This window comes from Streptomyces sp. DSM 116795, assembly GCF_055792905.1.
This window is the reverse complement of record NZ_CM147707.1, coordinates 2,101,056-2,119,920: the sequence shown is the minus strand read 5'-3', so window position 1 is coordinate 2,119,920 and position 18,865 is coordinate 2,101,056. Positions and strand designations below refer to the sequence as shown.

At 68.4% G+C, this 18,865-nt stretch carries 18 protein-coding genes and 1 pseudogene; 4 read left to right on the top strand and 15 right to left on the bottom strand.

The window, feature by feature from the left end; all coding sequences use genetic code 11:
• The first annotated feature begins 234 nt into the window (after positions 1–234).
• Positions 235–1,224 (top strand): pirin family protein, encoded by a 990-nt coding sequence (locus ACSMXX_RS08920; RefSeq protein WP_473183491.1) that lies wholly within the window; start codon positions 235–237, stop codon positions 1,222–1,224.
• Between the two features lie 7 nt (positions 1,225–1,231).
• A pseudogene (locus tag ACSMXX_RS08915) lies at positions 1,232–1,393 on the top strand (transcriptional regulator); the annotation flags it as partial.
• 30 nt (positions 1,394–1,423) lie between these two features.
• Here the strand turns inward: ACSMXX_RS08915 and ACSMXX_RS08910 are convergent.
• The 15 genes from ACSMXX_RS08910 to ACSMXX_RS08840 form a co-directional block, all read right to left on the bottom strand.
• Complete coding sequence (locus ACSMXX_RS08910) at positions 1,424–2,047, bottom strand: CE1759 family FMN reductase (protein WP_473183490.1); 624 nt, start codon at positions 2,045–2,047, stop codon at positions 1,424–1,426.
• Positions 2,048–2,062: 15 nt separating this feature from the next.
• Positions 2,063–3,187, bottom strand: coding sequence for an LLM class flavin-dependent oxidoreductase (locus ACSMXX_RS08905; protein WP_473184703.1), 1,125 nt, complete (start codon positions 3,185–3,187; stop codon positions 2,063–2,065).
• Between the two features lie 281 nt (positions 3,188–3,468).
• Positions 3,469–4,677 carry a low temperature requirement protein A gene (locus tag ACSMXX_RS08900; protein WP_473183489.1) on the bottom strand — a complete coding sequence of 403 codons (1,209 nt, stop codon included), beginning with the start codon at positions 4,675–4,677 and terminating at the stop codon, positions 3,469–3,471.
• A 117-nt stretch (positions 4,678–4,794) separates the two neighbouring features.
• Positions 4,795–5,523 (bottom strand): hypothetical protein, encoded by a 729-nt coding sequence (locus tag ACSMXX_RS08895; protein ID WP_473183488.1) that lies wholly within the window; start codon positions 5,521–5,523, stop codon positions 4,795–4,797.
• 60 nt (positions 5,524–5,583) lie between these two features.
• Positions 5,584–6,075 carry a hypothetical protein gene (locus ACSMXX_RS08890; protein ID WP_473183487.1) on the bottom strand — a complete coding sequence of 164 codons (492 nt, stop codon included), beginning with the start codon at positions 6,073–6,075 and terminating at the stop codon, positions 5,584–5,586.
• 65 nt (positions 6,076–6,140) lie between these two features.
• Positions 6,141–7,424, bottom strand: a complete 1,284-nt coding sequence (locus ACSMXX_RS08885) for an MCE family protein (RefSeq protein ID WP_473183486.1) — start codon at positions 7,422–7,424, stop codon at positions 6,141–6,143.
• Positions 7,421–8,830, bottom strand: a complete 1,410-nt coding sequence (locus ACSMXX_RS08880; RefSeq protein ID WP_473183485.1) for an MCE family protein — start codon at positions 8,828–8,830, stop codon at positions 7,421–7,423. Before ACSMXX_RS08880 ends, ACSMXX_RS08885 begins: the two co-directional genes overlap by 4 nt.
• The gene (locus tag ACSMXX_RS08875) at positions 8,827–9,972 is read right to left on the bottom strand and encodes an MCE family protein (RefSeq protein WP_473183484.1); all 1,146 of its coding nucleotides are present in this window, start codon (positions 9,970–9,972) and stop codon (positions 8,827–8,829) included. The genes ACSMXX_RS08880 and ACSMXX_RS08875 overlap by 4 nt, the downstream gene beginning before the upstream one ends.
• A complete protein-coding gene (locus ACSMXX_RS08870; protein ID WP_473183483.1) occupies positions 9,969–10,976 on the bottom strand; it encodes an MCE family protein in 1,008 nt (335 codons plus the stop codon). Before ACSMXX_RS08870 ends, ACSMXX_RS08875 begins: the two co-directional genes overlap by 4 nt.
• Complete coding sequence (locus ACSMXX_RS08865) at positions 10,973–12,001, bottom strand: MCE family protein (protein WP_473183482.1); 1,029 nt, start codon at positions 11,999–12,001, stop codon at positions 10,973–10,975. The genes ACSMXX_RS08870 and ACSMXX_RS08865 overlap by 4 nt, the downstream gene beginning before the upstream one ends.
• Positions 11,998–13,326 (bottom strand): MCE family protein, encoded by a 1,329-nt coding sequence (locus tag ACSMXX_RS08860; RefSeq protein ID WP_473183481.1) that lies wholly within the window; start codon positions 13,324–13,326, stop codon positions 11,998–12,000. The genes ACSMXX_RS08865 and ACSMXX_RS08860 overlap by 4 nt, the downstream gene beginning before the upstream one ends.
• A 3-nt stretch (positions 13,327–13,329) precedes the next feature.
• Positions 13,330–14,193 carry an MlaE family ABC transporter permease gene (locus tag ACSMXX_RS08855; protein ID WP_473183480.1) on the bottom strand — a complete coding sequence of 288 codons (864 nt, stop codon included), beginning with the start codon at positions 14,191–14,193 and terminating at the stop codon, positions 13,330–13,332.
• Between the two features lie 3 nt (positions 14,194–14,196).
• Positions 14,197–14,967: an MlaE family ABC transporter permease gene (locus tag ACSMXX_RS08850; RefSeq protein WP_473183479.1), complete on the bottom strand. Its 771-nt coding sequence runs from the start codon at positions 14,965–14,967 to the stop codon at positions 14,197–14,199.
• Complete coding sequence (locus tag ACSMXX_RS08845; RefSeq protein ID WP_473183478.1) at positions 14,964–15,923, bottom strand: ABC transporter ATP-binding protein; 960 nt, start codon at positions 15,921–15,923, stop codon at positions 14,964–14,966. Before ACSMXX_RS08845 ends, ACSMXX_RS08850 begins: the two co-directional genes overlap by 4 nt.
• A 503-nt stretch (positions 15,924–16,426) precedes the next feature.
• Positions 16,427–17,488 carry an RNA polymerase sigma factor gene (locus ACSMXX_RS08840; RefSeq protein ID WP_473183477.1) on the bottom strand — a complete coding sequence of 354 codons (1,062 nt, stop codon included), beginning with the start codon at positions 17,486–17,488 and terminating at the stop codon, positions 16,427–16,429.
• 501 nt (positions 17,489–17,989) lie between these two features.
• On the opposite strand from ACSMXX_RS08840, the gene ACSMXX_RS08835 reads away from it, so the two are divergent.
• On the top strand, positions 17,990–18,274 hold the full coding sequence (locus tag ACSMXX_RS08835; protein ID WP_473183476.1) for a hypothetical protein: 285 nt from the start codon (positions 17,990–17,992) through the stop codon (positions 18,272–18,274).
• Between the two features lie 70 nt (positions 18,275–18,344).
• On the top strand, positions 18,345–18,785 hold the full coding sequence (locus tag ACSMXX_RS08830; RefSeq protein WP_473183475.1) for an ATP-binding protein: 441 nt from the start codon (positions 18,345–18,347) through the stop codon (positions 18,783–18,785).
• The last annotated feature ends 80 nt before the right edge of the window (positions 18,786–18,865 follow it).

Genomic DNA, 18,865 nt, shown 5'->3' with positions numbered 1-18,865 from the left:
TCGAGTGTGGCTCATAGGCGCCTGCACCCGCGAGGATATACCCCCTACCCGTATACGGCTCGACGGCTGGCTCTCCCCTTCCTCGACGGCGGGTGCGATCGACCGGACTACCCTCAACTCCGGGGAGGACCCGGATCTCCGGGCTCCGGTCGAGGCCACGGGCCGGGGCTCGGATGGGGGTGACGAACCGAGACGCCCGGAGCGGCCACCACGCTGTCCTTCACTGGAGGCACGATGAGCAATCTCGAGACCGCCCCTGACGAGTTGACGTGTACCGACACCTCCTCGGGGCGGGTCGGGCAGGTCCTCCAGCCCCGTGCCGTCCCACTGGGGGGCCCGCGGGCGATGACGGTGTGCAGGACGCTGCCGCAGCGGAAGCGTTCGTTGATCGGCGCCTGGTGCTTCGTCGACCACTTCGGTCCGGACGACATCGGCGTCACCGGAGGCATGCGAGTGCCCGGGCATCCGCACACCGGGCTGCAGACCGTGTCGTGGCTGTTCACGGGCGAGATCGAACACCGGGACACGACCGGAGCACATGCGATCGTTCGTTCCGGCGAGCTGAACCTGATGACCGCCGGGTCCGGCATCGCACATTCGGAGTTCTCCACCTCCGATACGAGCACGTTGCACGGCACACAGCTGTGGGTCGCCCTGCCGGACGAACACCGGTTCGTCGGGCCCGACTTCGAGCACTACGCACCGCCCGGGATCGAGTCCGGCGGCGCCGGCCTGCGGGTCTTCCTGGGGGCGCTGGCCGGGCACGTGTCTCCCGCCACCACGTACTCGCCGCTGGTGGGGGCAGAGATCACGCTCTCGGCCGGCGGACGGCTGCAGCTTCCCGTGGACCCGGCGTTCGAACACGGAGTGCTCATCGACACCGGAGAGGTTTCCGTCTGCGGCTCCCCGGCCACCCGTGGCCGGCTTGTCTACCAGCCCTGTGGCTCCTCCGAGCTCGAACTGCGGGCCTCCGCGGCAGAGCCGGCGAGGGTGCTGCTGCTCGGAGGCGAGCCGCTCGGGGAGCAGATCGTCATGTGGTGGAACTTCATCGGACGCAGCCACGAGGAGATCGTCGAGTACCGCGCTCACTGGCAGGAGGAGCGGGCCCGCACCCAGGGCAGCGCGGGCGGGCACACGGGCCGCTTCGGCGCTTTTCCGTCGGCCTGGGACGAGACGCTGCCGGCTCCGGAGCTGCCCAACGCCCGGCTCACCCCGCGCCAGTGACGCGGCATGCGACTTCCACGCGCTGGCATGTGAGCACACCGAGACGGTGTGCGGCATGAACCTCCACCTGCTGCGCGGAGTGCTTCATGGGCTGGGTGATTCCGGACTTGAGGCATGCCTGGCGCCGAGCCCCGGCCGATGCTGCGTCCGACTGCGGCCAGCCGGCTGATCCGGGAACCGAGCACCGCTTGCGCGACTTCTACGCCGGGTCGGTGGAGGAGCTGCCGAGGAGCCGTTCCATCGTGGTGAGTTCCTCGGTGAAGGTGTCGCGCCGCTGCCGGGCACCGCATCCTTCGACCAGGCGCGCGAAGTCGGTTGCCGCGGCGGTCACGCGCTGCCCGAGGGCGTCTCCCGCCTGGGCGCCGAAGTCGTCTGTGGCGGCGTAGACACCGCGGGGCGAGACGATCGCGTGCAGGTAGGAGAACATCGGCCGCAGCGCGTGTTCCAGGACGAGGGAGTGGCGTTCGGTGCCGCCGGTCGCCCCGATGAGGACGGGCATGTCCGAGAAGGTCTCCTCCGGCAGTACGTCGAAGAACGACTTGAACAGCCCACTGAAGGAAGCGTTGAAGGCGGGCGTCACGGCGATGACGCCGTCCGCGCCGGCGACGGTCTCGAAGGCGTCCTCCAGCGGTTCCGTGGGGAAGCCGGTCAGCATCGCGTCCATGACGGCGCGGCCCAGGGGACGCAGTTCGACGAACGAGGACCGGGCCGCGCTGCCGCGGGCCTCCAGTTCCGCCCGTACGGCAGCCTCCATACGGTCGGCGAGCAGACGGGTCGAGGACGGCTCGCGAAGGCCGCCGCTGATGATGGCCAGCTCGGTCATGTCGCGCTCGCTCCTTCATCCGTCCGTGGGCGCCGTTCCTGTCGCCGTCCCCGTTTCCGGCGGACCGACCTCCCGCGCCCGCAGCAGCGAGGCGTGGGTCGGTGCCGCCGGCACGCCGGCGGGCCGGTGCGCGGCGAACTCCTTGCGCAGCACCGGCACCACCTCCTCGCCGAGCAGGTCGAGTTGTTCGAGCACCGTCTTCTGAGGCAGCCCGGCGTGGTCGACGAGGAACAGCTGCCGCTGGTAATCGCCTGCGTACTCGCGGAATGCCAGCGTCTTCTCGATGACCTGCGCAGGCGATCCGACCGTCAGCGGCGTTTGGGAGGTGAACTCCTCCAGCGACGGACCGTGCCCGTAGACGGGCGCGTTGTCGAAGTACGGCCGGAACTCCTCGACCGCGTCCTGGCTGTTGCGGCGCATGAAGACCTGTCCGCCGAGGCCGACGACCGCCGCTTCCCGGGAGCCGTGGCCGTAGTACTCGAAGCGGCGGCGGTAGAGCTCCACCATGCGCTGCGTGTGGGAAGCGGGCCAGAAGATGTGGTTGGCGAAGAATCCGTCCCCGTAGTAGGCCGCCAGCTCCGCGACCTCGGGCGTACGGATGGAGCCGTGCCAGACGAAGGGCGGCACGCCGTCCAGCGGGCGGGGCGCGAGGGTGAAGCCCTGCAGCGGGGTGCGGAACTCCCCCTCCCAGTCCACCACTTGCTCGCGCCACAGCCGCCGCAGCAGACGGTAGTGCTCCACGGTCAGCGGTACGGCCTGGCGGATGTCCTGTCCGAACCAGGGATAGACCGGGCCCATGTTCCCCCGCCCCAGCATCACGTCACAGCGGCCGCCGGAGACGTGCTGCAGCACGCTGAAATCCTCGGCGATCTTGACCGGATCGTTCGTGGTGATCAGCGTCGTGGAGGTCGACAGGATGATCCGCTCGGTCTGCGCGGCGACGTATCCCAGGAGGGTCGTCGGCGACGAGGGCGTGAACGGCGGATTGTGGTGCTCCCCGGTGGCGAAGACATCCAGGCCCACCTCCTCAGCCTTCCGGGCGATGGCCAGGGTGTTCCGGATGCGCTGCGCCTCGGTGGGAGTGCTGCCGGTGGTGGGATCGGGGGTGACGTCGCCGACGGTGAAGATGCCGAACTGCATCCCGGTCTCTTCCGCGGGCTCCATGCCTACCTCCTCCGAGGCCTGCCTCGACTTCCATCCGGCGCCCCTGCCACAGCTTGCGGGGTACCCGTGTCGCCGATCCGGACACCTCGGACATCCCGTGACTGAATCGCTGGTCGCCCGGGGCATGGGGCGCTCCGGGGAAGCATGCCGGGCGCCTTGCGACGATGGCCCAACGACGGCCCCGCCGTCCGCGGCTCGCCGTCCGCCCCCCGCCGCCCAGGCGCAGGCCGACCCTCTTGCGGCCGTCCCCTGCGGCTTCAGTGTTCGTGGCGTATCCGGTCGCGTTCCTCGGCGAAGCGGCCGGTCTCGAACGCCACCAGGCCGACCATGGCGGCGGCGAGCACCGCGAGGGTGGCCAGCGCGGGAATGAGCGGCCCGACGCCCATCATCGCCAGCAGCGCGACAGCCAGCACCGCGCGCTGCACGTTGACGACGTGCAGGACACGCCACGTGAACGCGACGTGCCCCAGCAGGTACAGCGAGACGCCCCCGACCAGCGCGGCGAGCCCGACACCCTTCAACGGGTCGGCGAGGTCGTGGTGCACGGGGTCGCCCACGTAGTTCAGTACCTTCTTCAGCCCCAGCGCGAGCAGCACCACACCGGCGATCAGCGGCAGGTGCAGATAGCTGTAGGCGTCGCGCGCCAGCCGGGGCCGGTCGGCGTCCGATGTGCCGGCGAACGCCCGCTCGGCCGCGAGCGCGGTGAAGTCGAAGTAGGCCCACCACAGCGCCGCCGACAGGACCAGGCCCAGTACCGCGGCGGCCACGACCGGCCACGAGACCGGCAGCTCGGCCATCCCGACACCGACGGCCACGATCGACTCGCCCAGCGCGACGATGAGGATCAGGCCGTGCCGTTCGGCGAAGTGCTTGGCCGAGCGGAGCCGCCAACCCCGCGCCCCGCCCAGGTAGTTGCCCAGGTAGTCCGCCACCAGTGCCGCCGCCCACAGCGCCGTCTGCGTCGGCCCGTCGGTACCCGCCGCGATCAGCAGCAGAGTGGTCGCCGCGAGCATCGAGGGCGCGAAGCGCAGCAACTGCCCGCGCAGACCCGGGTCATCGGCGGAGAAGATCCAGAAAAGCATCAGGTGCAGGGTGCGGAAGAGGAAGTAGCAGACCGCGACGACGACCGGGCCGTGCAGTCCGCCGGAGAGGTCGTCGAACGCCTCCGGGATGCTCAGCGCGAGGACGAACATCACGGCCATCGCGGCGAACAGCGCCAGCCGGCTGACGCCCTCGTCGGCACGCGCCACGTTGCCCACCCACGCGTAGCAGACCCAACTCCACCACAGCAGCCCGAAGATCAGCACCCCGCGGAGCATCCCGTGCCAGGTGAGATCCTCGGACATGAACGCCGTGACCGCGGTGAGCGCGAACACGAACACCAGGTCGAAGAACAGCTCCAACGGCGTCACCGCGCCGCCTTCGCGCTGGAACTCGGTACGCAACCGCCCCCGGGCCCTGTTCATGGCGACATGGTGGCACACCCGCTGAACTGGGCCGCAACCGTCGACGACACCGCCTTGCAGGTGCGGGCACGGCCGACGAGGATCTTGAAGGGAGTGCGGCGGGCTTCGCTGCCACCCCTACAGCGCGTCGACAGCGCTCACTTTCCAGCTGTCCGAGACCCGGACCAGGGTCATCCGTACTCGGTTGAGATCGAGCCGGGGGCCTGAGACCTGAGTGCTCTTCGAAACCTGGTTCATGAACAGCAAGATGACGACGCGGTCCGGCGAGGCCGACACCACTGATGCCGCGGGAGTCTTACCGGACGGGGGCTTCGCCACCGTCGCCTTGACAACACCCCGGTATTTCTTCGCCGTCGGCATGACCACGGTCGAGGTCGTCTTCCGGTACTTGTTTCGGAAAGAACCCGTGAGGTGCCCGCTCGCTGCCGCGAAATCCCGGTCCAGGTGCCGGTGGTCGTACGAGAGGATCACCGGTGCCGCCTTCTTGGCCGCAGCCAGGGCGCCGGTTCGCGCCTGCCGGGTCCGTTCGGCGTCGTAGTACTCCGGCCCGAGCAGCGTCGTGGCGATCAGCCCCACCAGGACGAGCACCGCGAGTACGGCCCCGGGGATTCCGGATCGATCGGGCTGCCGCTTCGCGGCTGTTCCCGCCGGCTCCTTCCCGTGGACCTTCCGCTCAGCTCTCCTCTCCTCGTCGATCCCGCTTTCCCATGCCTCCCCTGCTGCAGCGGCATCGGGTCCCTGGGCCTTCTCGGCCCGCTTGGCCGCAGCGCGGGCGGCCGCCACCACGGCGCGCGGCCGGGCTTTGGTGCCCGCGCCCTCGCGCCCTCTGACCGTCGGATTCACCACGATGACTCTCCCTGACTGGCGTTACGGGTTGCGGGCCGCGTGTTCATGGCGGGGCGGGCCTCAGCCGACGAACTCGACATCGGAGGTCAGCCATCTGCCGTCCTCGAGCACGAGGTCGAGCTGCAGCCGGTAGTTACGGGCCTGGCCCTGCTTGACGGCGGTATTGGTCACCTTGCTGTCGGCCACGATCAGCACGCGGGCGGACCGCTCGTCGGCCCTGGCGATCCCCGCCTCGATCACCCGTCCTTGGGAGACCGACTTGTTGGCGGCGACCAGTTTCGTCAGTTCCTTGGTCTGCCCTCTGAACTGACGCTTGAAGTCACCCGTGGCGCCCTTCAGTACGTTCTTGCTGTCGCGGTCGTAACGCCGGTAGTCCAGCGACGTGAAGTTCAGCGCCGTCTGCCGGGCCGCGGCCACGATGTCCTGGCGGCGCTGCTCCTCCTGCCCTCGGTGGTAGGTCTGCACGGCGAGGTAGCCGGAAGAGGCCAGCAGCAGCACGAGCGCGACCGCGAGTCCTACGGTGAGCGCCCTGCCATGGCGTGCAGAGCTCACCGCTCTCCGCCAGAGACGACGCGACGAACCGGCGGCCCGGACCGCGAAGGCCCGAAGCGGAACGGTCATGCCATGGGTCCGACGAGCAGCCATCGCCACGACTCCTTTCCGAACACGATCTGTTCTCCACCCGTCGAGCCGATCTCGAAGGGCGTTCCGCCCGGGCCGTCGGCGATGCCGGTGGCCGGGTCGTAGGGCGAGAGATACGCGGCTTTGCCGGCGCCGCCCGGTCCCGCAGTCCGCCCGTCCGGCGGACTCGGAGCGTTCTGCGCACCCCGGACCGAGGACTTGCTCCCCCGCGGGGCCGTGCAGCGGGCCTTGGTGTTCGCCTCCCGCTCCCGGGTCTCCTGGGGAGCACGCCGCTGGGTGTCGTAGCCCTGCCGGCACGACGGCGGATCGTCGGCGTTGACCACCATGCCGAAGTGGGCGGTGCCGTCTCCCGGCAGCACGGTGAAACTGCCGGCCACGGCCGCGGGGAAGGTGACCAGGGCCTGTTCCACACCGGGAAGCCGGGCCTCGGTGATCTGCCCGCCGCTGATCAGGTTTCCCAACAGCAGAGGCACAGCCGAGCGATTGGCCTTCACCAGCCCGTCCAACTCGGGCGCGGCGGAAGCCCCGCCGTCGATGAGCCTGCGGATGTCGCCGTCGCTCTTCTTGAGCTGTCCGGTGAGCGCCGAGAGGTCGCTTGAGAACGACTTGATGGCCGAGCCCTTGTCGGACTGCGTCTTGAGGACCTGCTGTGAGTCCTCGATCAAGGAGATGGTCTGCGGCAGTGAGTCGCTCGCCGACTCGACCAGGGCGTTGCCCGAGTCGACCAGCCGGGTCAACTGCGGGCCGGTGCCGGCGAACGCGTCACCGAGCTCGTCGACGGTCGTCTTCAGGTCTTTCTTGCCGACGGAGCCGACCAGCCGGTCAAGGCTGCCCACGAGTTTCGTCGTGGGCAGCGGGGTGCGGGTGTCGCGGCGCTCGATGGTGCTGCCCTCCCGCAGGTAGGGGCCGTTCCCGGTGCGGGGCTGAAGATCGACGTACTGCTCTCCCACCGCCGAGCGCGTCGCCACGACGGCCAGTGCGTCGGACGGGATGCGCCGCTCGTCCTTGATGTCGAGTGCCGCCGCAACGCCGCCACCGGTGAGGCTCAGGTCGCCGACCCGGCCCACCGGCACTCCTCGGTACGTCACCTCGGCACCGGAGAAGATGCCCCCGGAGTCCGCGAATTCGGCTCGCACTGTGTAGCCGCGGTCCAGGACGCGATCCGCCAGACCGGTGTACTGAGCGCCGACGTAGGACACACCGACGGCGGTGACGAGGCCGAAGGCCATCAGCTGAACCTTGACCGTTCGGGTGATCATGGCTGCATTCCCCTCGTCATGAGCTGAGCGAGAGCGAAGTCGACGTCCGGGGGAGCGGAGCCGCTGCCGCCCGCGTCGCTGCTGCTGCTCGCGCCGCCACCGCTGCCGCCGGTGTACGACGCATGGCTGCTGGTGCAGACGGGCGGGCAGAGGGCGCCACCGCCACCGTCACCGTCACCGCCTCCCGACCCTCCTGAGGAGCCGCCTTCGTCCGGTTCCTCGGGGCAGTCGAGGCCCGGAACGCACGGCTCCCCCCGGCCCGGGACGTCAGGTGTGCCCGGCACCTCGGGGTCCGGGACCCCAGGGATGGCGGGGATGTCCGGGAGGCCGGGGCCCGGCTCCCCCGGCCGCTTCGGCTTCTTGGGGCCGACGTTGCGGTAGAGGCTGTCGGCATCCAGATCCGCGGTGATCTTCAGATTGACGTAGTCGCCCTTGATGGCGTCGACGACATTGCGCGGGAACGGGTAAGTCGTCATCAGTTCCAGCGCGTTGGGCAGGTCGTCGCCCGCCTCGTTCAGCCGGCCGAGAATCGGCCGGAGGTGCTTCAGATTGGCGATGACGTCGTCCCGCGATGCCTTGATGACCCTGGTGCCGACCTTGCCGAGCTTGTCCAGCGACTTCAGCATCGAGGTGAGATCACGGCGCTGGTCGGCAAGGACCTTCAGAGCGGGGGGCATGGTGTCGACCGCCTTCTCGACGGTCCTGCGCTGCTTGGCGAGCTTCTTGGCGAGCCGGTCGATCCCCTTCATCGCCCGTACGATCTCGGAGCGTTGCTTGTCGAGGCCGCCGATGAAGGTGTCCAGCTGCGCGAGCAGCGATTTGATCCGGCTCTCGCGGCCCTCGAGCGTGTGGTTGAGCTCCTTGGTGATCGTGTGGAGTTGCGCCACCCCGCCGCCGTTGAGCAGGGCCGACAACGCGGAGAGCACCTCTTCGATCTCCGCGTTGCGGTTGCTGCGGGACAGCGGGATCGTGGCGCCGTCGGCGAGCTTCCCAGCCGAGGGGACATCTGCCGGCTTGCCGAGCGCGACGTACTTCTCGCCGAGGATGCTGGTCTGGCGCAGATCGGCGACCGCGTTGGCGGGCAGTTTCGCCGAGTCGGCGATACGCAGCCGCACCCGGGCGCGCCAGCCGTGCAGTTCCACCTTCTCGACAGCCCCGACGGTGACGTTGTTGACCTTGACGGCCGACTGCGGCACCAGGTCGAGGACATCGCGGAACTCGACCGTGACGCGGTAGGCGTTGCCGTCCGCGGCCGCGCCACCCGGCAGTTGGACGTCCTGCAGGCCGCCGAACTCGCAGCCGGACAGCAGCAGCGACGAGGCCGCTGCCCACACGGCCACGACGTGCGGAGCACGGCGCGCCCCCGACCGGCGCTGGGGCGACGAGCACGTGACGAATTCGCTCATGCCCGGGCCCCCAGGATTCCGCCGAGGGTCTTGTCCATGGAGGGCGCGCCGCCGCCCGGTTCCGCGGCGCCGGTGACCGGGTCGCCTTCCGGCAGTTCGGGCAGCGACTTGAAGACCTTCTGCAGCTTCTTGCAGTCGGCCTTCTCTCCGGCCGTCCTGAGCACGGAGCACAGCAGGGACGCGGGGTCCTGGTGCGCCTGGTCGGCGTTGTTGCGGGTGTCCAGGGTGCCCGACCTGGGGTTGTAGGCGTTGTGCAGGTTCGACAGGCCGGCCGGTGCCACCTCTAGCAACTCCTCCAGCGCGGCCCGCTGTTTGACCAGGACGCGGGTCGTCTTGCTGAGTCCCTTCACGTTGGAGGTGAGGGAGCTCTTGTTGTCGTGGACGAAGGCGGAGACGTCTGTCAGCGCGACTGACAGGTGCTTCATCGCCGCCGCCAGGTCCTTGCGTTCTCCCGCGAGTTGTTTGGCGACCTTGGCGAGGCTGTCGTTGAACGACCGTACGTTGTCGTCGTCGGCGGCCAGCGCGGCCGTGAACACCTGCAGGTTCCGTACGGTCCCGAACAGGTCCCGCCTGCCGTCGGAGAGAGTCGTGACCGCCTGCGACAGGTCCTTGACCGTCGTGTGCAACTTCCTTCCCTGGCCGTCCAGGTTGTCCGCGCTGACCCCGAGCAGCCTGGACAGCGACCCGTCCTTGTTCGCACCGCGCGGGCCGAGCGACTCGGACGTCATGTGAAGACTGTCGAAGATCCGGTCCAGCTCGACGGGGACCGCCGTCCGGCTCTGCGGGATGACCGCACCGCTCCTCATCGTCGGTCCGCCGCGGTACACAGGCAGCAGCTGGAGGTAACGGTCGCTGACCACCGAGGAGTTGACGACCGCGGCTTTGGCGCCGGCGGGGACCTTGCGGCCGGCCTCGTACTCCAGCGTCACGCGGACCTGTCGCCCCTGCGGGGTGACCTTCTTGACCTCGCCAATCCGGACACCCAGTACACGTACGTCGGATCCGGGGTAGACGCCGACGCTGCGGGGGAAGAACGCAGTGACCTGAACCGGCCGGGGCCGCGGCCAGAGCAGGACGGTCAGTCCGGCTACGAGGGCCAGCGCCACGACGAGCGCCAGTGCACGGGGGTGTCGCCTGATCATCGGGAGCCCTCCGTAGGCGTCGTCGCGGCGGATCTCGCGCCTCGGGGGACCACGGGCGCGGCGACCAGGTTCTCGATGTAGCTGTCGAACCACCGGCCGTTGCCAAGGGTGTTGGTGAAGACCCGGGAGAACGGGGCGAGGAGTTTGACGCTGCGGTTGAGGCTCCCCTCATTGCGCTCCAGGAGGTCGACCACCTTGTTGAGCCGTTTCAGCGCCGGTCCGATCTGCTTGCGGTTGTCGTCGACCAGGCCGGACAGCTGTACGCCGAGCCCGGCCGCGTTCCTCAGCAGCGAACGGATGACCGCCCGCCGGTTGTTGATCTCCTTGAACAGCTTGTCGCCGTCCTTGATGAGCTTGACCAGGGTGCGCGAACGGTCGGAAAGCACACCGGTCACGCCGTTGGCATGGTCGAGCAGCTCTCCCAGTTCCTGATCACGCTTGGCCACGGTTCGCGAGAGCCGGGAGAGACCCTTGATCGACGCCTTGACCTCCGGCGGGGAGTCCTTGAACGTCTGCGAGAGGGTGTCCATCGCGGTGGCCAGCCGCTTCGTGTCGACCTTCTCCGAGGTCGTGGTGAGGTCACTGAACGCCTGCACCACGTCGTACGGGGCGACCGTGCGCTTCAGCGGGATCTCATTCCCGGGGTCCAACTGCCCCGGACCCTCCGGCTCCAGAGAGAGGTACTTGGCACCGAGGATCGTCTTGACCCGGATCGCTGCCCCGGTCCGGGTGCCGAACCGCGGATCGCCCTTGACCCGGAAGGCCACCTTGACGTGGGTGCCCGCAAGCTCGACCTCGTCGACCTTGCCGACCTTCACCCCGGCGATCCGTACCTCGTCGCCGGGCTTGAGGCCGCCGGCCTCGGAGAAGGCCGCTGTGTACTCGTCGCCGCTGCCGATCAGCGGAAGATCCTGCACGTTGAAGGCCGCGGCCACCAGCAGCGCGATCGTCGTCAGTCCGGCGGCCCCGATCGCCACGGGGCTGCGCTCGCGGAAGGGCTTCACCGGCCGCACCTCGCCTGGGCCACGTGCATCTCCGGAGTGAGCACCTTGCCGGACTTCGGCAGTACGACCCGGCCGTCGAAGTCGCAGAGGTAGAAGTTGAACCAGGAACCGTAAGAGGCCGTCCCGGTCAGCTTGTTGAGCTTGCGCGGCAGCCGTTTCAGGACACCCTCCACGGTCTTGTCGTTGTCGTTCAGCGTTCCGGAGAGCTCGGACAGGCCGGCGATGTCGGACTTCAGCGCCGGGCGGCTGTCCTTCAGCAGGCCCGAGGTGGCGCCCGCCAGGTCGTTCATGCCGACGAGCGAGTCGCCGATCGCCTTGCGGTCGGCGGAGAGACCGGAGATCACCCGCTGCAGCTGTGTGAGGAGCCCGGAGAAGCGGGCGCTGCGCTTGTCCAGGGACCCCAGCACGGTGTTGAGGTTGGAGATGACGGAGCCGATCAGCTTGTCGCGGTTCGCAAGGGTCGTGGTCAGGGACGCGGTGTGGGCGAGCAGGCTGTTGATCGTGCCGCCCTCGCCCTGGAAGGTCCTGATGATCTCCGTTGCCAGCTGGTTCACGTCCTTCGGACTCAGCGCGGCGAACAGCGGCTTGAACCCGTTGAGCAGAGCGTTCAGGTCCAGCGCCGGCTGCGTACGGGACAGCGGGATCTGCCCGCCCGACGGGAGCTGCGAGCCGTCGCCCGCGCCCTCGGTGAGGGCGATGTAGCGCTGCCCGACCAGGCTGCGGTAGCGGATGACCGCGTTGGTGCTGGTCAGCAGCGGCCGGTCCCGGGAGGCGGTGAAGGAGACCTCGGCCAGCTTCCGGTCCTTGATCCGGATGTCCTCGACCTCGCCCACCCGCACACCGGCCACCCGGATGTCGTCGCCCACCTCCAGGCTCGTGACATCGCTGAACACCGCCGTGTACGTGTCAGTGGGAGTGAACCGGATCTTGACGATGGTGGCGGCGAGCAGTGCGGTCGCGAGCACCGTCACCACAGCGAAGATGCTGAACTTGACCAGCGGCGCGGTCGTTTCCCTCGCCCTCATGCGTGGCTCACCGCCGTTCCGCGGGCCATCGGCCCGAAGAGCAGGGTCGCCACCCCGGGTACCTCGTCGGCCGGGACCCCCATGACCGGGGCCACCACCGAGTTGACGAGCTGCTGCTCGGCGGGCGTACCGGACAGCACGTGGCCGGCCGAGGGAGACCCTCCGTCAGAGCCCGAACTGGACGTGCCGTCCTTGAACTTGAGCGGTGGTGCGGGCTTGGGCGGGTTCGGCAGACCCATGCAGCCGGGGCCGCGGCGCTCGCCGTAACGCGGTTCCTCGCCGGGGCGGTAGGCCGGTCGCGGCAGACCGAATTCGAGGGTGATGTGCATCTTTCCGCCCGCGTACATCTGCTCGGCGAGCGGTTCCGACTTCACCAGTCCGTCGAGCAGGCAGGGGTATTCCGGCGAGTAGCGGGCGAGGAGGGCCAGGGTGGGGCGGGAGACCCGGTTCAACGTGATGAGCCGGTCGGCGTTGTCGTCGAGGAACCCCTCAGCGGTGTTCGCGAAGGTGGTGGTCCCGGTCAGTACCGACGTCAGCGCCTCCTTCTTCCGCACCACGGTCCGGCTCGTGGTGATGGAGTTGCGCAGGACCCGCAGCAGGTCGGGGGCGGCGTCACCGTAGATCTCCGTGACGTCGGCGAGCCGGGAGATGTCCTTGTGCAGCGCCGGCATGTGCGGGTTGAGCTTGCGCAGGTAGCGCTCCAGCCGCGTGAGGTTGGCGCCGATCGCCTCGCCCCGCCCCTCCAGCGCGACCGAGAACGCGGACAGCGTGGCGTTCAGCTTGGCCGGCTGGACCGTACGCAGCAGCGGCAGCAGGTCGTTCATCAGCTTCTGCAGCTCGATGCCGGCCTTGGTGCGGTCCTGGGTGATCACGTCTCCCGCCCTGATGGAACGTATCGCCGAACCGTCGCGGCCGTCCCGGCCGGCGGGGCCTTCGGGGACGTCGGGAAGGACCAGGTCCACGTACTTCTCGCCGAACAGCGTCTTGGGCAGCAGCCGGGCGCTGACGTCGGCGGGGATGAGTGGGGTGTATTCCGGCTTGAGTGCGATGTCGAGCGTCGCCTTCTCGCCGTCGGCCCGTACGTCGCGTACCTGGCCGACGATGAGCCCGCGCAGCTTGACGTCGGCGGAGGGCTCCAGCTGGTTGCCGACGGTGTCCGCCTGCAGCGCGATCCGCACGGCCGGTGTGAACACCTGCCGGTAGACGGCGACGGTCAGCGAGAGCATCAGCCCGAGGACGACGAGGAAGACGACCCCGGTCAGCCGCAGCCTGGTGGCGGGGGCGAGCCCGGGCCTCAGTTTCCCGGGGTTCCTGGAGAGACGCATCGGCTACCCCGCGATTCTTACGGTCGTGTTGGCGCCCCAGATCGCAAGGCTGAGGAAGAAGTCGAGAATGTTGATGGCGACGATCGAGGTACGCACCGCGCGCCCGACCGCGACGCCGACGCCCGCGGGGCCGCCCTTCGCGTAGTAGCCGTAGTAGCAGTGCACCAGGATGATCAGGATCGCGAAGCAGATGACCTTGCCGAACGACCAGAGCACGTCGACCGGTGGCAGGTACTGCTGGAAGTAGTGGTCGTAGGTGCCCGCCGACTGCCCGTAGTAGCCGGTGGTGATGGTCCGGGCGGCGAAGTAGGAGGAGAGCAGCCCGATCACGTACAGCGGGATCACCGCGACGAACCCGGCGATCATCCGCGTGGTGACCAGAAAGGGCAGCGAAGGGATGGCCATCACCTCGAGGGCGTCGACCTCCTCGCTGATCCGCATCGCGCCGAGCTGGGCGGTGAAGCCCGCGCCGACCGTCGCGGAGAGGGCGAGGCCGGAGACGAGCGGGGCGATCTCACGGGTGTTGAAGTAGGCGGACAGGAAGGCCACGAAGTTGGAGGTGCCCAGCTGGTTGAGCGCCGCGTATCCCTGCAGGCCCACCTCGGTGCCGGTGAAGAAGGTGAGGAAGGCGATGACGCCCACGGTGCCGCCGACGACCGCGAGTGCTCCGCGGCCGAAGCTCACCTCGGCCAGCAGGCGCAGCACCTCCTTCTTGTAGCGGCGCAGCGTGCGGCCGGTCCAGGCGAGCGAGCGGCCGTAGAACGACAGTTGGGTGCCCAGCTCCTCGAGGGAGCCGAGCGGGCCCTTGATGAGGCGATTACTGGGGCGATTGCTGTGACTGTCACTGGGACGATCCGGCAGAGCCATGAACTATCCCCTCTGCGGGACGACTTGGAAGTAGATGGCCGTCATCACGAAGTTCACGACGAACAGCAACATGAAGGTGATGACCACCGACTGGTTCACCGCGTCGCCGACTCCCTTCGGCCCGCCCTTCGCGTTCAGTCCCTTGTACGAGGCGACGATCCCCGCGATCGCGCCGAAGACCAGCGCTTTGAGTTCTCCCGCGTAGAGGTCGGGCAGCTGGGCGAGGGTGGTGAAGGAGGCCAAGTACGCCCCGGGGGTCCCGTTCTGCAGGATCACGTTGAAGAAGTAGCCGCCTGCCACGCCGACGACCGATACGAGACCGTTGAGCAGAACCGCGACCAGCATCGAGGCCAGTACCCGGGGGACGACCAGGCGGTGGACCGGGTCGATGCCGAGCACCTCCATGGCATCGATCTCCTCGCGGATCTTGCGCGCGCCGAGATCCGCGCAGATCGCCGTACCGCCGGCCCCCGCGATGAGCAGCGCGGTGACGATCGGCGAAGCCTCCCTGAGGACCGCCAGGACGGAGGCGGCTCCGGAGAACGACTGGGCGCCGAGCTGCCGGGTGAGGCTGCCGATCTGCAGCGCGATGACGGCGCCGAACGGAATGGAGACGAGCGCGGTCGGCAGGATCGTCACACTGGCGATGAACCACGCCTGCTGGATGAACTCCCTTGCCTGGAACGGCCGTCGCGGCAGGGTGCGCAGCACGTCGAGGGCCATCGCGAACAGGCTGCCGGAGTGTCTGAGCGCACCGGTGGGTGAGAGGGTCATGTGCCCGTCACCGCCTGCCGGGACGCCGCTTCCTGGCGCGCGGCGATCAGCCTCCAGCGCGTTGGACGGTCGATGCCGGGACTGGGCAGCAGGCGCGGTGTGACACCGGCGCCGGTCGCGCCCTTGCCGCCGATCGGGCCGCGCTGGTTGCCGGCGTCGAGCTCGGCCAGTTCCTGTTCGACCTGAGCGGCGTCCTTCTCCTCCGCCATCCCGATCGGGCCCTGCATACGGCCGTTGAGGAACTGCCCCACGACCGGCTCGTCACTGGCGAGCAGCTCTTCGCGCCTGCCGAACATGACCAGCTCGCGGCGGAACAGCAGCCCGATGTTGTCCGGCACCAGCCGGGCCGAGGCGATGTCGTGGGTGACGATCAGGAAGGTCGCGTCGATCTGCGCGTTCAGGTCGACGATCAGCTGATTGAGGTAGGCCACGCGCACCGGGTCGAGACCCGAGTCGGGCTCGTCGAAGAGGATGATCTCCGGATCGAGTACCAACGCCCTTGCCAGTCCGGCTCTTTTGCGCATTCCCCCGGATATTTCTCCGGGCAGCTTCTCCTCGGCTCCGATCAGGCCGACCATGTCCATCTTCTCGAGCACGATCTGCTTGATCTCGCCCTCTCGCTTGCGGGTGTGCTCACGCAGCGGGAAGGCGATGTTGTCGTAGAGACTCATCGAGCCGAACAGCGCGCCGTCCTGGAAGAGGACGCCGAACAGCTTGCGGACTTCGTAAAGGTCGTGTTCGCGCAGCCGCGTTATGTCCCGTCCGTCGATTCGGATCGAGCCCCGCTCAGGCTTCAACAACCCGACGAGCGTTTTGAGGAACACGGACTTGCCCGTGCCCGAAGGCCCGAGCATGACCGATATCTGCCCGGCGGGCAGCGTCAACGAGACGTCCTGCCAGATGACCTGGTGACCGAAGGATTTCGTCAGTCCTTCCACACAGATCTCGACACCCATGTAGGGCCCTTTCAGCCATGAACATCAAGAACAAATGGCAAGCCATATAGACGGTGGTGGTCAGCCCGTACCTGCCGGCGGGGATAGGAGTCCATGCCGGGTGAGCGGGCGAAAGGAGGAGAAAGCCAGCCCACCCGGCTGGTGAACTCACCGGGCACCGGCACAACAGCCATGCGGGTGCGGCGTTGTGCGTCGGCCGGTGAAGAGGTGGGCAGCGGTCCGGACAGCCGCGGCGGCGGCTGCAGGAATGGTCCGGTCAGCGCCCGAATCGCAGTACCGGGTGAACTCTCTCTCCTTCCGGTCTCACCCTTCGATGCTTTCGCTTTCGGAGCCGGCTCTTATCTGCTCTACGCGGGCGAGGGGCCGGTCCGTCGCTGGAATCGGAAGATTTTTTCGAGCGCGTACGGGCATGCCTCTGCCGGCCTTTGACGGCATGGGTTCAACCGGACTCTGCCGGCATTTGGTTCAGCCGGGCGGTGCCGGCACGAGCTCAGTCCGGTGGACTACGGCACCTCACCGGGCAGCGCGTCGCCGCCGGGGAGATCGACGGTGGGTGTGCCCGCATCCGTCGGCGCGGCGGGCTCGGAGGGGTTCGGCTTTACCACCGGGAGCTTCACGTCGGACGGCCGGGACGGCACCGAGGAGACCTCAGGGACCGAGGGAGCAGCTGGGGCTGCAGGGACAGCAGGGACCGATGGGGCCTCGGGAACGGCCGGAACCTTCGGGGTGGTTGGCGCAGACAGCTTCGGCAGCAGGGAAGTCGCACTTGCCGGCAGCTTCCCGGGATCCCATATCCGCGCGGTGCCGGAATCCGGCTGGACGTTGGGACGGAGCATCGGCGCGAGCTGGTCCTGGTCACCGGCCGGCTTGTCGGCCACTTCCGTCCTGGAGACCTGGGGCGGACGCGGCCTGTCCTCGTCGTACGAATGAGGGAGAGCGATGCCCAGAGCGGCCAGCGTTGCCGCGGTGGAGGCCACTGCCGCCACCTGCGCGCCCCCGATCTCAGGTCGGCCACGCACCAGCCAAACGGCCAGTGCCAGCGTGCCGGCCAGCGAGTTTCGCATCGCACGCCGGGCCCGGGCCAGCAGTGACTCGGTTGCCTCGTAACTCAGTCCCATCCGCGTGGCGACCTGATCGACGTCCAAGCCCTCCGACTTGAGCCGGAGCGCCTCGGCCTGTCTGGGGGGCAGCGCTCTGCTCCGCCGCGCCAGCCACTTCGCCTCCGCACGGTCACAGACCACTTCCTCAACGGGCACCGGCGCCGGGGCGGCCAGCGCGGAACGGCTGCTCACTTCGGCCTCCCGGTTCAACTGCCGGTACCGGTCGAAACAGAGCCGCATCGTCACCGTCGTCAGCCAGGGGGCGAGCCGCTCGTGGTCGATGTTCGGGTTCTCCATGGCGCGGAGCATCGCCTCGTGTACGGCGTCCTCGGCATCCTCGACGCTCATGGACCGCCGACGAGCCACCTTCAGTAGCTGCTCGCGGTGGCTCCACATGCGCTGCCACCGTTCGTCGCCCGGATCACCCGGTTCGCCGGGATGCAGATGCTGCATGTTGCTCGGCATGGACGCTCCTTCGAACCATCGAGATCACAACCGAAGATGGAACGTGCCTGCCCGGGACCTGAGGCGGCTCGACGCAACGCCGACGGTCAGGGTCCGGATCCGGCACCCGGAACTCGCTGTCTCGCCACGGAACAGTTGTTGTCCTCGCGTCAAATCGACATTACTGCCCGGTACCCAACAAGGGGAGAGGGCGTAACAAACGAGAACGTCACACTTCGCCGGGGTTCCTCACCCGCCGCATCGGCAGCACCCGGTACCCCGGTGGAGGAGCACCGGCCTGCCGGGTCCTGCGTACGGGGGAAAGTTTCTCTGCGTGTACACAGAAGTGCGGGAGTCCGGTTCCGCTTTACCTTCCCGGTAACTGCTGCGCTGCAGGCCGCAGTGGGGGCAACTGGACCAGACTCATCCATGGAGCAATGGCGCCACAGGGCGGGCCTCCGCATCAGGACTGTCCTTGTGTCACCGGGTGGCTGCTCCCCATCGACCTTCAAGGACACCGTGATGGCCGGCATTCCTCACCCATGCGCAGTCGACCGGTTCCCGCTCCAACTCGGCGCCCACCGGCCCAGAAGAGCCCACGTCGTGATGCTCCTCGGCGAGGACAACCGCGTTCCCGATCGCACTCTCGCCCGCGAGGCGATGGGCGCCGACAGCTGCGCCTCCGAGCCCGAGACGGCACTTGGGGCTGATGGAACGCGCCGTCTGTTCGATCTGTCCCGGTCCGCCGGCGTCCTGCTCACTCCCGTGCTGCGGTGCATCCAAGATGACGACGACGCGCATGGTTGATCCTGGAATTCACGCTGTGGCTTCTTTCCCTGATGCTCCACGATCGGCACAGCGCGGTGAGGCGCCCGTTGTGACCCTTCAGGTCGCGTTTCAGCTGCCGGCGCTACACGTTTTCGTCTCCGAGGCACGGCGGTGTGTCGTGGCGCGGTTGCGCGAGTGGGGTGCTCATGAAGACGTCTGCAGGGACGCGGAGTTAGTGATCTCCGAACTCTTCACCAATGCCTTGCTCCACACCGACAGCGAGGAGATCAGCTACGGGCTGCGGGTGACGGGTGTGCGACTGCGTGTCGAAGTCGCAGACGAGGGTTGCCGGTCGAAGGAACAGCGCCTGCGGTCTGCCGAGTCCGAAGAGGAGAACGGGCGCGGGCTGCTACTGGTCAAGGCCTTCTCGGTGGCTTGGGGAGTCCGGGCCGGTGAGAATGGTCAAGGCAGCGTGACTTGGGCCGACCTCCCGTACCGGCCTGCGCCCGGATGGATCCCACAGCCCCAGCCGGACCCTCACACCAGATGAGGAAGCCGATCCCCATGACAGAGGGGCCACATTCGGGTTGCTGAGCTTCACCGCGTGATGTCGCCGGCAACGACGAAGCC

What these genes read in the sequence shown, in the direction of transcription:
- ACSMXX_RS08880 (WP_473183485.1), bottom strand. Translation starts at nt 8,830, where the DNA reads ATGAGCGAATTCGTCACGTGCTCGTCGCCCCAGCGCCGGTCGGGGGCG.
- ACSMXX_RS08840 (WP_473183477.1), bottom strand. Translation starts at nt 17,488, where the DNA reads ATGCCGAGCAACATGCAGCATCTGCATCCCGGCGAACCGGGTGATCCG.
- ACSMXX_RS08885 (WP_473183486.1), bottom strand. Translation starts at nt 7,424, where the DNA reads ATGATCACCCGAACGGTCAAGGTTCAGCTGATGGCCTTCGGCCTCGTC.
- ACSMXX_RS08910 (WP_473183490.1), bottom strand. Translation starts at nt 2,047, where the DNA reads ATGACCGAGCTGGCCATCATCAGCGGCGGCCTTCGCGAGCCGTCCTCG.
- ACSMXX_RS08845 (WP_473183478.1), bottom strand. Translation starts at nt 15,923, where the DNA reads ATGGGTGTCGAGATCTGTGTGGAAGGACTGACGAAATCCTTCGGTCAC.
- ACSMXX_RS08905 (WP_473184703.1), bottom strand. Translation starts at nt 3,187, where the DNA reads ATGCAGTTCGGCATCTTCACCGTCGGCGACGTCACCCCCGATCCCACC.
- ACSMXX_RS08855 (WP_473183480.1), bottom strand. Translation starts at nt 14,193, where the DNA reads ATGGCTCTGCCGGATCGTCCCAGTGACAGTCACAGCAATCGCCCCAGT.
- ACSMXX_RS08835 (WP_473183476.1), top strand. Translation starts at nt 17,990, where the DNA reads ATGGCCGGCATTCCTCACCCATGCGCAGTCGACCGGTTCCCGCTCCAA.
- ACSMXX_RS08865 (WP_473183482.1), bottom strand. Translation starts at nt 12,001, where the DNA reads ATGAGGGCGAGGGAAACGACCGCGCCGCTGGTCAAGTTCAGCATCTTC.
- ACSMXX_RS08875 (WP_473183484.1), bottom strand. Translation starts at nt 9,972, where the DNA reads ATGATCAGGCGACACCCCCGTGCACTGGCGCTCGTCGTGGCGCTGGCC.
- ACSMXX_RS08860 (WP_473183481.1), bottom strand. Translation starts at nt 13,326, where the DNA reads ATGCGTCTCTCCAGGAACCCCGGGAAACTGAGGCCCGGGCTCGCCCCC.
- ACSMXX_RS08850 (WP_473183479.1), bottom strand. Translation starts at nt 14,967, where the DNA reads ATGACCCTCTCACCCACCGGTGCGCTCAGACACTCCGGCAGCCTGTTC.
- ACSMXX_RS08900 (WP_473183489.1), bottom strand. Translation starts at nt 4,677, where the DNA reads ATGAACAGGGCCCGGGGGCGGTTGCGTACCGAGTTCCAGCGCGAAGGC.
- ACSMXX_RS08920 (WP_473183491.1), top strand. Translation starts at nt 235, where the DNA reads ATGAGCAATCTCGAGACCGCCCCTGACGAGTTGACGTGTACCGACACC.